This is a genomic window from Nonomuraea sp. NPDC050328 (genome assembly GCF_044459405.1).
GTDB lineage: Bacteria > Actinomycetota > Actinomycetes > Streptosporangiales > Streptosporangiaceae > Nonomuraea.
Map to the genome: position 1 here is coordinate 119,143 of NZ_JBITIW010000008.1, position 11,832 is coordinate 130,974.

The window sequence follows — 11,832 nt, forward strand, 5'->3', positions numbered from 1 at the left end:
ATCGGGGTTGAGCGGATGTTACTCCTCGGTCGGGCGCTCGGCCACCAGCACCTCGGTGCGGGGATGCTCGACCCAGACGCCCGCCGGGTTCTCGGCGAGCAGCTCGGCCTCCAGCTCCGCGACGAAGGCGGGCAGCCGGTCGCCGAGCCGGGCGGGCGTGGACACCGACAACGACAACTGCAGGCCGACGACGTGCGCCAGATCGAAGCGGACCGTGCGGGGGAAGACCCGGGTGCTCACCCGGGAGAAGGGCGAGCGGGCCAGGACCGCGGGGTGGTGCAGGCCGGAGTCCTGGAACGAGCCCCGCATGTGCGGCCAGGCCAGGCCGAAGCGGTCGCAGACCCGGGCGGCGGCGGCGTTCCAGGCCGGTTCGGGCTCGTCCGGCGGATGCGCCAGCAGGGCGACCGACCCGCCGGGCGGCAGCAACTCGTCCAGCTCGGCCAGGACGGCGTCGCGGTCCATCCAGTGGAAGGAGCGGCCCATCGTCACGTGGTCGAACGGCGCGAACTCCCGCAGGCCGCTCGAATCGCCCTGCACCCATCGGATGGTGGGCACGTCCTTCGCGCGCTCGCGGCCCTCGGCCAGCATGCCCGCGTCCGGATCCACCGCGACCACCTCACGGACGTGCTCCGCCAGCGGGATCGCGATCGTCCCCGGGCCGCAGCCCAGGTCCAGCACGCGGGCGTCCGGGCCGAAGCGGCCGGCGAGCAGTTCGATCGCCTCAGGGCCGTGGTCCAGGCGGAATCGGGCGTAGTAGGAGGCGGCGCCGCCGAAAAGGTCTGTCACGGGTGGGACCATAGACGAGTTCTGGTTCGTTCTACGGAAGGTCAAAGAACTGTGAGGCGGTTGCTCACGGTCCTGCTGGTCGCCTTCGCCGCCGGGTGGCTCCTGCCCGGGACGGCTTGGGCGCACGACGTGCTCGTCGGCAGCGATCCCACCGACGGCGCGCGGCTCTCCCAGGGGCCCCGGGCGGTCACGCTCGTGTTCAACACGACGGTGCGGCAGGGGTACGCGCACGTCATCGTCACCGGTCCCGGCGGCACCGCCTGGGCCGAGGGCGCGCCCACCGTGCGGGCCGAACGCGTGAGCGTCAAGCTCCGGGAGTTGGGGGCGGCTGGGGAGTACGTGGTGGGGTACCGGATCCTTTCGTCGGACGGGCACCCGGTTTCGGGGAAGATCTCCTTCACCCTCACCGAGCCCGGACCCGCCGCCACCACCCCGGCCCCGGCCTCCACCTCGGCTTCGGCGGCCACCCCCTCCCCCACCGCTGACCCGGCTGCCTCCGGTACGGCGGTGCCCGGCTCCTCCGGTGGGTCCTCGGACGGTTCGCCCGGTTCTTCTGGTGCGCCCGTGGCGGGCGGCTCGGGGCCGGGGACGGTGGATCTGGGCGCCCAGGCCGCCGAGGCCGCGGCCAACGGCGGCGCGGGCATGGCCGTCATCTGGATCGGCGCCGCCCTCGTCATCCTCGCCGCCGGCACCGTGGTGGCCCTCCGCCGCTCCGGCCGCCCCTCCGACCCGGCCAGTCCGACCGGCCCGACCGGCCCGACCGGCCCGGTCGCCGGGGAGTCCACTCCATGACCGCTCCCCCCGACACCCACTCGGCCTCCGCCACCGACGACCGGGCACCCGCAGCGGGCGGCCGGGTGCCCAAGAGCCTGGTGCTTCCGGGCGTGTTCCTCCTGACGTCGCTGGTCGCGGTGGTGGCCGCCAGCTCGTTCACCGCCGAGGAGGTGGTGCCCGGCCTGCCCATGCCGGGCCCGGTGGTGGCCTACGGCCTCCCCGTCGTCCGCGTCCTGCTCGACGTGGCGGCCGTCGCGGTGGTCGGCCTGAGCGTGCTGCCCAAGCTGCTGGGTTTCGACGACCCCGACGCCACCGAGCCGGTGATGCGCAGGGTCCGCCCCCTGGCGGTCACCGCCGCCTGGGCGTGGGCGATCTGCGCCCTGCTGACGATCGTGTTCGCCACCGCCGAGCTCAACCCCGGCGGCGTCCCCACCCTGGACATGATCGTCGCGTACGTGGACACCGTGGGCGCGGGCCAGGGCATGCTGTTCAGCGCCGCCTGCGCCCTGGCCGCCGCGGGCATCGGCCTGATGGCGGTGCGGTTCGGCGAGAAGGTCCCGGCCGAGCTGCGCGTCATCGTCGCGCTGTTCGGCCTGCTGCCGATCCCGGTGACCGGCCACGCGGTCGACTCGGTCTGGCACGACCCGCTGATGATCTCGATGGAGCTGCACGTCATGGGCGCGGCCCTGTGGACCGGCGGGCTGATCGCGGTGATCGTCTTCGCCCGGCCCCTGCTGGACCGGGTGCTGCCGAAGTTCTCCCGGCTGGCCACCGTCTGCCTGCTGCTGGTGTCGGCCTCCGGCCTGGTCAGCGGGCTGGGCACCCTGGCCCTCACCCCCGGCGGCGAACTGCCCGGCTCGCTGCTGGGCACCGACTACGGCGTGCTGTTCCTGGCCAAGGTGGCGCTGACCGCCCTGCTGCTGCCGCTGGCCGCGGTGATCCGGTTCCGGCTGATGCGCCGCGACCCCACCCCCGTCGCCCGGTGGGCCGTGGGTGAGGTCGCGATCATGGGTCTGGCCTACGGGGTCGCGGTGGCGATCACCCGGGCGTCGATCGGCTGAGGCTGGTCGTCGGCCCGCAGGTCGAACCGCCCCGCCAGCCACTCGCAGGCCAGCCAGACCACCAGGAGCCCGGCCCCGGCGTAGAGCGCCGAGCCGGGCACCAGGGGCGGGGCGCCCTGCAGCCCGTTCTGGCCCATCAGCGTGCCGTACAGGCTGCCGAAGAGGCTGTGCTGGAGCGAGAGTGCCAGGTAGACGGCGCCGGTGACCAGCGCGGATCCGAGGACGGCCCGCAGGGCCGGGTGCCGCAGCAGGAACGCCACGTCCACCGCGAGACCGCCGACGACCAGGAAGAACGGCACGGCGGACGGCGGGAAGTCGCTCACCGTGAGCAGCGGCCACGCCAGCGCGCGGAAGGCGACGTAGGAGCCCGCGACCAGGGTGGCCGCGCCGAACCGGCCGATCATCAGCCGCGCCACCGCCAGCACCGCGATCGTGACGATCACCGCATAGCTCGGGTAGAGCCATTCCGGCACCGGCAGCGAGAAGTTGACCAGCGTCTCCCGGTCGACCGGCCGGCCCATCTGCTCGGCGGCGAACTGCAGCAGGATCGGCTCGGCGTAGGTCGCGCCGTTGTCCCACGCGCCGACCGACAGGATGCCGTACTCCTGGTGCTGCTCGGGGAAGTGCACGTTCTCCAGGAAGAAGGCGAAGAAGGCGCCCAGCACGAGCTTGCCGCCGCCGCCCATGAACCAGCCGCGGATCACTCCGGCGATCATGAAGAACGTGCCGATGTACAGCAGCATGTGCGACGGGCTCCACGAGGTGATGTCGAGCCCGTTGATCTGGTGGTTGATCAGGTCGAGCGGCACCGCCACGAGGAAGGTGCCGGTCCCCCACTGGATCAGCCGCAGCGCCGTGCGGTCGACGCCGTAGCCGGTGTAGCCGTGGATCACGGTCAGCACCACGACCAGCGCCGTCCCGGCCGAGTTGAGCAGATGCGGGGGCGCGAGGTCGTCGCGCAGCCACTTGAAGTGCCACGAGACGTCCCACGCCGAGCCGAGCACCTTCAGGCTCAGCGCGACCAGCCAGGCCGCGTAAAGGGCCATGAAGACCTCGCGCGGCGTCTCACGGCCCGCCGGACCCCGGGTCCAGTACGGCAGGGCACGCCTGATCAGTGCTTTCACGAGGAGGTACTTTACCGTCGTATGACTTCCACAGTTCGTCCTGGCGTCCCGGCCGACGCCGAAGCCGTCGAGACCGTGCGCATCACGTCCTGGAAGACCGCCTACCGCGGGATCCTGGCCTCAGATCTCCTCGACGGGCTGACCGTGACCGAGGAGCGGGTGCGGTGGTGGACCGAGGCGATCGGCACGGGCGAGGTCAGTGTCCGGGTCGCGGAGACCTCGGGTGAGGTGCACGGTTTCTGCTCCTACGGGGCCTCCCGGGACGCGGACATCCCGGGAGCCGAGATCTACGCGATCTACCTGCTTCCGGCGCGGTTCTCGACCGGGATGGGCGGCAGGCTGATGGCCGAGGCCCTCGACGATCTGAGGGACCGGGGTGAGCGCGAAGTGGGGCTCTGGGTGCTGGAGGACAACGCGCGGGCCCGGCGGTTCTACGAGCGCTGCGGCTTCGAGCCGACCGGGCGGCGGAACCTGTGGCGCGACGAGGTGCCCGAGGTGCACTACCGGCTGGCGTTGACCAAGGTCTCGCCCGCCGGGGCGCGGTAGTAGAGGACCGAGCGGCCGGCCCGGCGGCGTTCCACCAGGCCGGCGTCGCGCAGGACCTTGAGGTGGCCGCCGACGGAGCCGAGGCTCTGGCCGGTGAGGGCGACGAGCTGGGTGGTGCTCTTGGGCGAGTCCAGGAGCATCAGGACCGCGGCGCGGGCCGTACCGACCAGCCGGGCCAGGGCGCGCGGGACCGGGGTGGCGGCCGGGGCGGCGAGCAGTCCCGAACACGGGTAGATCACCGCGAAGCGGCGCTGGGCGGCGTCCCAGGAGACCCAGGCCTGCCTGGGGGTGACCGGCACGAAGAGGAGCTGCGCGCCCTTCACGTCGCGTGGCGGGTAGTCGTGGGTGTTGATCTGCAGGCGGCTGCCGCCCAGCCAGCGCATGCCCGGCCGCAGGTCGTCGAGGGCGGCGGCCCAGCCGCCCTGGGTGAGGTGCCCGGTGCGCGCCACCACGTCCGCTTCGAGCACCCGGCGGCGCTTCGGCCAGTACGGCAGGGCGGACTCGGCCCACACCCAGGCCAGCAGGTCGGCGAGCCGGTCGCCCAGGTCGCTCCGGCGGAGCCCGGCCGGGATCGGTCCCCGGGCGGCCACCTCCAGATCGGCCCAGGCGGTCTCCGGCGGCGTCGCCCGGATGCGGTCGAGCTCCTCGTCGAGGTGGGCGTCGAGCGGCGGGGTGGGGGTGACGAAGTCGGCGATCCAGGCCCGGCCCAGCGCGGTCCGCACCAGCAGGGCGGTCACCGGGTCGGCGGCCAGCCGGGCGCGGTAGGCGGGCAGGTGGGCGTCCAGCCACTCGCGGTCGCCGGGGCGGGCGGCCGAGGGGCGGTGCAGGGCGAACAGGCAGGCGGTGGCTTCGGCGGCCTCGGAGATCACGAAGCGGCTGGACGCGAGCGTGTCGGCGTCCACCTGCCACCACCCCACCGCCCGCCCTCCTTCCTGCCACCCCAAAACCCCAGAACCCCAGTGAACCGGGGAACCGGGGAACCCGCGGGGAGCCCGGAATCCCCCGGGTCTCCTCGTTCTGACCTTTCGCCGTGACACGAAACTGTACCGATGCCGATCCACCCGCTCGGAGACTGACCGTCATGCGCACCTACCGGGAACTGCTGGCCGTCAAGGAGTTCGCCCCCCTCTTCGCCGTCTCGTCCGCCCAGGTGGCGGGCTCGACGGTGAGCGGGCTGGCGCTGGGCGTGCTGGTGTACTCGGCCACCGGCTCCCCGCTGCTGTCCGCCCTGAGCATGTTCGGCCCGTCGCTGGCCCAGTTGGTGGGCGCGACCACCCTGATGTCCGCCGCCGACCGCCTGGCGCCACGCGCCGCCCTCACCGGGGTGGCGGTGTGGTTCGCCCTGGGCACGCTGGTGCTGGCGGTGCCCGGCCTGCCGGTGTGGGCGCTGTTCGCGGTGGTCCTGGGCCAGGGCCTCGCGGCCTCGCTGGGCGGCGGCGTCCGGCTGGGCCTGCTGAACGAGATCCTCCCCGAGGACGGCTACCTCCTGGGACGCTCGGTGCTGAACATGTCGACAGGCGTGCTCCAGATCTGCGGGTACGCCGTGGGCGGGCTCCTGGTCAGCCTGCTGTCGCCACGCGGCGCCCTGCTGGCCGGAGCGGTGTTGTACCTGGTCGCGGCCCTCACCTCCCGGTTCGGCCTGTCGGCCAGGCCGCCACGGGCCAAGGGCCGCCCGTCGGTGGCCGAGACCTGGCGCGCCAACCGGGCGCTGTGGTCGGCTCCGCCGCGCCGCGTGCTCCTGGTGGCGTTGTGGGTGCCGAACGGCCTGATCGTGGGGGCGGAGTCGCTGTTCGTCGCCTACGACCCGGTCCGGGCGGGCGCGTTGTTCGCCTTCGCGGCGCTCGGCATGCTGGCCGGCGACCTGCTCGCCGGGCGCTTCATCCCCCGCTCCTGGCGTGGACGGCTCGGCGCTCCGCTGCGGTTGCTGCTGGCCGTGCCGTACCTCGGCTTCTTCCTGCACCCGCCGCTGCCGGTCGCGGTGGCGCTGGTGACGCTGGCCTCGGCCGGGTTCGCGGCCGGGCTGCTGCTGCAGGAGCAGTTGCTCGCGCTGACGCCGGCCCAGCTCAGCGGGCAGGCGCTGGGGCTGCAGTCGTCCGGGACGATGGCCATGCAGGGGGTGGGGGCGGCGCTGGCCGGCGGGGTGGCCCAGCTCTCCTCGCCGGCGCTGGCGATGGGCACGATGGCCGTGCTCTCGGCCGCGGTCACCCTGGCCCTGGCGCCCCGGTTGCGACGCTCCGCCGTACTCGCCGGGGTGTGAGCCGGACCGGGAGGTGCTTGAGGCCGTTCTGGAAGTTGGAGGTCAGCCGGACCGGCGGCCCGTCGAGCTCGACCCGCCAGCGCAGCAGCTCGCGGAAGACCGCGCGCATCTGCACCCGCGCCAGGTGTGCGCCCAGGCAGACGTGCGGGCCGTCGCCGAAGCTCAGGTGCTCGTTGGGAGCGCGCCCGACGTCGAAGACGTCCGGGCGGTCGAACACCGCCGGGTCGCGGTTGGCCGAGGCGTGGTAGACCACCACCTTCTCCCCCGCCCGGATGCGCTGCCCGCCGAGCTCCAGGTCGCGGGTGGCCGTGCGGCGGAAGTGCAGGACGGGCGGCCAGTACCGCAGCATCTCCTCGACCGCGCCGCCCAGCAGGTCAGGATCGTCCCGGAGCCGGGCGAACTGCCCGGGATGCTCCAGCAGGGTGAGCAGCCCGCCGGGGATGCCGTTGCCCAGGGTCTCGTTCCCGGCGACGGCGAAGAGGAAGAACATGTTCTCGAACTCCGCCTCGGTCAGCCCGCCGCGCAACATCGCGGCCAGCACCGACTCGCCCTCCCCGCCGCGCACCTGCCCGGCCAGCGCGTGGGCGTAGGCGAACATGTCCCGCAGCGCCGCCCGCGAGCGCGGGTTGGCGCCGGGTTCCAGCACGGGCCTGAGCCGCGCGGCCTGCCGTCCGATCTCGGTCAGGCCGGTCGCCGTCGCCGTCCCGGCGTACTCCTCGTCCTGGTAGCCGATCACCCGCGACGCCCAGTCGTACAGCAGCGCGCGGTCCTGCTCGGGCACGCCCATCACGTGCGCGAGCGTCCAGACCGGCAGGTCCGCCGCGACCGTCACGAAGTCGATCCGCCCGGCGCGGAACAGCCCGGCGGCCCGCGCGGCGACGGTCTCCTCCAGCGCCCGTACGGCACGCGGCGTGAACGCCCCCGAGACGATGCGCCGCAGCCTGGAGTGCTCGGGCGGGTCGGTGTTGAGCATCATCGCCTGGACGAAGGCCAGGTCGCCCGGGGTGTCAGGGTCGCGGATCTGGGTCGCGCCGGTGTGCGAGGAGAAGTCGGCGGGCGTGCGCAGCACGTGCCGGACGTCGCGATGCCGGAACACCGCCCAGTACCCCGGCCCGGCCCGCCACGGCCCCACCGCCGGTTCGGGCACCCGGCAGACCGGGCTCCGCTCCCGCAACCGGGCGAACAGCTCGTACGGCACGCCCCGGGCATAGGTGGCGGGCAGGAAGACCTCAGCGAGGTTATCCACAGGACGGCTCCGCGTCTCCTCGGCCATGTGCTCCAGCGTGCATGATGGGCGCGTGACACCTGAAGAGGGAGACAAGATTCTCCGCGACTGCTTCGCCCCCTGGATCCAGGAGCTCGGGCTCAGCGTGGTCGAGACCGGCGAGCGCCACGCCGTCCTCCGGCTCCCCTGGTCCGACCGGCTGGCCCGCGAGGGCGGCGGGTTGTGCGGCCAGGCCATGATGGCCGCGGCCGACACCGCCACCGTCATCGCCCTGTCGTCGGCGCGCGGCGGTTTCGTGCCGATGACCACCGTCCAGCAGTCCACCACCTTCCAGCGCCCGGTCACCGGCCGTGACCTGCTGGTGAACGTGCGGATCACCAAGCTGGGCCGCAGTCTGGCCTTCTGCGAGGCGACCCTCACCGCCGAGGGCGCCGAGGAGCCGTCGGCCCAGGCCAGCACGGTCTACGCCATCCTCGGCTGAGCGGCGTCGGTCCCGTGCCGCGTCTCAGCGTTTTCTCAGGAGCCGCCCCTAGGCTCTGGCCCATGAGACGTGTGGCCACGCTGGTCGTGGTGCTTGCCGTGCTCGGGTTGGCGGCGTGGCTGGTGTGGCCGTCCGGGCCCGGGGTCCGGGCGCAGGAGCAGGTGATCCCCGTCATGGACGGGCCCGACGACGACCAGCGGGTGGAGCTCGACACCACCTTCTTCCCCCCGGCCGGCGGCGGCAAGGCGCCCGCGGTGCTGCTCGCGCACGGGTTCGGCGCGGCCAAGGAGAGCGTGCGCGACCAGGCCGAGCGCCTGGCCGAGGAGGGCTACGCGGTGCTGACCTGGTCGGCGCGCGGCTTCGGGCGCTCCACCGGCCAGATCGCGCTCAACTCCCCCGACTACGAGGTCAAGGACGTCAAGCAGCTCATCGACTGGCTCGCCAAGCGGCCCGAGGTGCTGCTCGACGCGGGCGGCGACCCCCGGGTGGGCATCGTCGGGGCCTCCTACGGCGGGGCCATCGCGCTGATGACCGCCGCGCACGACCGGCGCGTCGACACCATCGTCCCGCAGGTGACCTGGCACGACCTGGCCGACGCGCTGTTCCCCAACGCGGGCGGCGACGGCGAGGGCGTCTTCAAGCGCGCCTGGGCGGGCTACTTCTTCGGCCGCGGCGGGGTGACGCAGCAGGGTTTGCGCGCGCTCGTCGAGCCGCAGCGCCCGCTGTCGGCGGAGGAGGCGCGCTGCGGCCGCTTCCTGCCGGAGATCTGCGAGGTCTACCAGGCCATCGCGGCCACCGGCCGGCCGACCACCGACGCGGTCGAACTGCTGCGCCGGTCGAGCCCGGTCTCCGTGCAGGGCAAAATCACCGCACCGACCCTGCTGATCCAGGGGCAGCGCGACTCGCTGTTCACCCTGGCGCAGGCCGACGCCAACGCGCGGGCGGTGGCCGGACCGGTGAAGGTGGTCTGGTTCGACGGCGGCCACGACGGCGGCAACGGCGAGGCCGACTACCTCACCGACCTGACGCTCGGCTGGCTGGCCGACTGGCTGAAGGACAAGCCGCAGGTGGCCGGAGGCCGCCACGACGAGGGCTTCACGATCACCCGCGACGGCGGCCGTGACCCCGGCACCCGCCAGCGCATCCGGCTCCACCCCGAGACCGCCGCCTACCCCGGCCTGGCCGGCACCACGCTGACCCAGGTGCCGCTCACCGGCGGCGTGCAGAACGTGGTCAACCCGCCCGGCGGCTCCCCGGCCTCGATCTCCACTCTGCCCGGCACCGGCGGCCTGCTGGGCGGCGCGGGCGGGCAGAGCGCGCTCGGCGGCCTCTCGCTGGACATGCCCGGCCAGAGCGCGAGCTTCGAGTCGGCGCCGCTGGCCAAGCCGCTGCAGCTCACCGGCTCGCCGAGCGTCTCGGTGCGGGTGACCGGCCAGCCCGGCGAGGTGACGCTCTTCGCCAAGCTCTACGACGTCTCCGACTCCATCCAGCCGCCCACGCTGCCGGCCAGCCTGGTCTCGCCGGTGAAACTGATCATCCCGGACGACCAGCCGGCCGCCCAGGCCACGATCACGCTCCCGGCCGTCGACCACCTCTTCCCGGCCGGGCACCGGCTGCGGCTGACGCTGACCACGACCGACATGGGTTTCGCCACCCCCGCCGACCCGGCCTCCTACCAGGTCGAACTCGCCGGGGCGACGGTGAGCGTGCCGTCGGTGGCCGGTCTCGCCGAGCCGCCGCCGGGCCTGCCCTGGTGGGTCTGGGCGATGCCGCTGGCCGCCGTGGCCCTGGCCGGCGCGCTCCTGGCCACGGGCCGGGTACGGCGCGGCCGCGTCGAGGAGATCGACCCCGACGCGCCCCCGCTGCAGATCAGCGGCCTGACCAAGGCCTACCGCAACGGCGAGAAGGCCGTGGACGGCCTGTCCTTCCGCGTCGAGCGGGGCCAGGTGCTGGGCCTGCTCGGCCCCAACGGCGCCGGCAAGACCACGACCATGCGGATGATGATGGGCCTGATCCATCCCGACGACGGCGAGATCCGCATCTACGGCCAGCGCGTGACGCCGGGCGCACCGGTGCTGTCGCGGCTGGGCAGCTTCGTCGAGGGCCCCGGCTTCCTGCCGCACCTGTCCGGGCGCGACAACCTGGAGCTCTACTGGGCCGCCACCGGCCGCCCGCCGGAGGAGGCGCACTTCGCCGAGGCGCTGGAGATCGCCGGGCTCGGCAAGGCGGTCGAGCGCGCCACCCGCACCTACTCCCAGGGCATGCGCCAGCGCCTGGCCATCGCCCAGGCGATGCTGGGCCTGCCCGACCTGCTGGTGCTGGACGAGCCGACCAACGGTCTCGACCCGCCCCAGATCCGGGAGATGCGCGAGGTGCTCAAGCGCTACGCCGCCGACGGCCGCACGGTGATCGTCTCCAGCCACCTGCTGGCGGAGGTCGAGCAGACGTGCAGCCACGTGGTCGTGATGCACCGCGGCCGGCTCGTGTCGGAGGGCCCGGTGGCCAAGCTGCTGGCCCACTCCACCGCGAGCACCAACGGGCACGGCCCGCGCCTGGAGGACGTGTTCCTGGACCTGATCGGGGAGAAATGAGCACCACGTACAGCCCCGGCCGGACGCTTCCGCTCCGGGTGGAGATCGTGCGGCAGTTCAAGCGCCGCCGCACCCTGGTGATGTTCGGCCTGCTGCTGGCCCTGCCGTGGATCCTCGTGATCGCGTTCAAGGTGGGGCCGCAGCCGAGCGGGCAGGGCGGCGGCCTGCGGATGTCCGACCTGGCCACCGCGGGCGGCCTCAACTTCGCCGCCTTCGCCCTGTCGGTGTCGGTCTTCCTGCTGGTGGTGGCGGTCGCGTTGTTCTGCGGCGACACGGTGGCCAGCGAGGCGAGCTGGTCGTCGCTGCGCTACCTGCTGGCCGCCCCGGTGCCACGCGACCGGCTGCTGCGGCAGAAGCTGATCGTGGCGGTGGGCTTCGCCGCGGCGGCGGTGGTCTGCATGCCGCTGATGGCGATGCTGGCCGGCACACTGGCCTTCGGCTGGAACGACATCCAGGTGCCCGGCACCGGCGAGACCATCCCGGCGTTCGACGTGCTGCCGCGCTTCGGGCTGGTGGTCGGTTACGCGCTGGTCAGCCAGCTCGTCACCGCGGCGCTGGCGTTCCTGCTGTCCACGCTGACCGACTCGCCGCTGGGCGCGGTCGGCGGCGCGGTCGGGCTGTGGATCGTCTGCACGATCCTGCAGGCGGTCGAGGGGCTCGGCGTGGTGCGGGAGTTCCTTCCCACCTTCTGGAACAACGCCTGGCTCGACGCCATCGCGCCGGAACCCGACCTGAGCGGGATGGCCAAGGGCGCGGCGATCTCGGTGACCTACGCCGCGCTCCTCATCGCCCTAGCCTTCCGGCGTTTCCGCAGGAAGGACGTGGTGTCCTAGCCCCAGTGCGGGGGGCGGTTCTCCAGGTAGAAGGCGTCGGCGTCGTGCTCACGCCACTCGCCCCAGCCGAGGTCGGTGTCGTCGGCGGTCTGTTCGGGGAGGAATTCACTCACCCCGACATGCTATCCGGTGGAACAAAACACCACCCGTGCCG

General features: G+C 73.4%; 11 protein-coding genes. 7 read left to right on the forward strand and 4 right to left on the reverse strand.

The window, feature by feature from the left end:
* Positions 1-18: 18 nt before the first annotated feature.
* Positions 19-786, reverse strand: a complete 768-nt coding sequence (locus tag ACIBG7_RS28150; protein WP_397338189.1) for a class I SAM-dependent methyltransferase — start codon at positions 784-786, stop codon at positions 19-21.
* A 51-nt stretch (positions 787-837) separates the two neighbouring features.
* On the opposite strand from ACIBG7_RS28150, the gene ACIBG7_RS28155 reads away from it, so the two are divergent.
* Positions 838-1,578, forward strand: a complete 741-nt coding sequence (locus ACIBG7_RS28155) for a copper resistance CopC family protein (protein WP_357921513.1) — start codon at positions 838-840, stop codon at positions 1,576-1,578.
* Entirely contained in the window at positions 1,575-2,621 is a 1,047-nt protein-coding gene (locus ACIBG7_RS28160) for a copper resistance D family protein (protein WP_397338190.1), read from the forward strand. The genes ACIBG7_RS28155 and ACIBG7_RS28160 overlap by 4 nt, the downstream gene beginning before the upstream one ends.
* Here the strand turns inward: ACIBG7_RS28160 and ACIBG7_RS28165 are convergent.
* On the reverse strand, positions 2,579-3,745 hold the full coding sequence (locus ACIBG7_RS28165) for a hypothetical protein (RefSeq protein WP_357921519.1): 1,167 nt from the start codon (positions 3,743-3,745) through the stop codon (positions 2,579-2,581). The genes ACIBG7_RS28160 and ACIBG7_RS28165 overlap by 43 nt on opposite strands.
* 21 nt (positions 3,746-3,766) lie before the next feature.
* On the opposite strand from ACIBG7_RS28165, the gene ACIBG7_RS28170 reads away from it, so the two are divergent.
* Positions 3,767-4,291 carry a GNAT family N-acetyltransferase gene (locus tag ACIBG7_RS28170; protein ID WP_397338191.1) on the forward strand — a complete coding sequence of 175 codons (525 nt, stop codon included), beginning with the start codon at positions 3,767-3,769 and terminating at the stop codon, positions 4,289-4,291.
* Here the strand turns inward: ACIBG7_RS28170 and ACIBG7_RS28175 are convergent.
* Positions 4,246-5,208: an ArsR/SmtB family transcription factor gene (locus tag ACIBG7_RS28175; protein ID WP_397338192.1), complete on the reverse strand. Its 963-nt coding sequence runs from the start codon at positions 5,206-5,208 to the stop codon at positions 4,246-4,248. The two genes, ACIBG7_RS28170 and ACIBG7_RS28175, sit on opposite strands and share 46 nt — an antisense overlap.
* A gap of 164 nt (positions 5,209-5,372) precedes the next feature.
* On the opposite strand from ACIBG7_RS28175, the gene ACIBG7_RS28180 reads away from it, so the two are divergent.
* Positions 5,373-6,548 (forward strand): MFS transporter, encoded by a 1,176-nt coding sequence (locus ACIBG7_RS28180; RefSeq protein ID WP_397338193.1) that lies wholly within the window; start codon positions 5,373-5,375, stop codon positions 6,546-6,548.
* On the opposite strand, the gene ACIBG7_RS28185 is transcribed toward ACIBG7_RS28180, so the two are convergent.
* A complete protein-coding gene (locus ACIBG7_RS28185; RefSeq protein ID WP_397338195.1) occupies positions 6,493-7,794 on the reverse strand; it encodes a cytochrome P450 in 1,302 nt (433 codons plus the stop codon). The two genes, ACIBG7_RS28180 and ACIBG7_RS28185, sit on opposite strands and share 56 nt — an antisense overlap.
* A 52-nt stretch (positions 7,795-7,846) precedes the next feature.
* On the opposite strand from ACIBG7_RS28185, the gene ACIBG7_RS28190 reads away from it, so the two are divergent.
* The 3 genes from ACIBG7_RS28190 (at position 7,847) to ACIBG7_RS28200 (ending at position 11,678) form a co-directional block, all read left to right on the forward strand.
* Positions 7,847-8,254: a PaaI family thioesterase gene (locus ACIBG7_RS28190; protein WP_357921531.1), complete on the forward strand. Its 408-nt coding sequence runs from the start codon at positions 7,847-7,849 to the stop codon at positions 8,252-8,254.
* A gap of 62 nt (positions 8,255-8,316) precedes the next feature.
* Positions 8,317-10,845, forward strand: coding sequence for an alpha/beta fold hydrolase (locus ACIBG7_RS28195; protein ID WP_357921534.1), 2,529 nt, complete (start codon positions 8,317-8,319; stop codon positions 10,843-10,845).
* Positions 10,842-11,678, forward strand: a complete 837-nt coding sequence (locus ACIBG7_RS28200; protein ID WP_397338196.1) for an ABC transporter permease — start codon at positions 10,842-10,844, stop codon at positions 11,676-11,678. The genes ACIBG7_RS28195 and ACIBG7_RS28200 overlap by 4 nt, the downstream gene beginning before the upstream one ends.
* Positions 11,679-11,832 lie beyond the last annotated feature (154 nt).

Bases quoted from the DNA above. Each gene is read 5' to 3' on its own strand.
- ACIBG7_RS28200 (WP_397338196.1), top strand. From the start codon at position 10,842: ATGAGCACCACGTACAGCCCCGGCCGGACGCTTCCGCTCCGGGTGGAG.
- ACIBG7_RS28160 (WP_397338190.1), top strand. From the start codon at position 1,575: ATGACCGCTCCCCCCGACACCCACTCGGCCTCCGCCACCGACGACCGG.
- ACIBG7_RS28195 (WP_357921534.1), top strand. From the start codon at position 8,317: ATGAGACGTGTGGCCACGCTGGTCGTGGTGCTTGCCGTGCTCGGGTTG.
- ACIBG7_RS28170 (WP_397338191.1), top strand. From the start codon at position 3,767: ATGACTTCCACAGTTCGTCCTGGCGTCCCGGCCGACGCCGAAGCCGTC.
- ACIBG7_RS28180 (WP_397338193.1), top strand. From the start codon at position 5,373: ATGCGCACCTACCGGGAACTGCTGGCCGTCAAGGAGTTCGCCCCCCTC.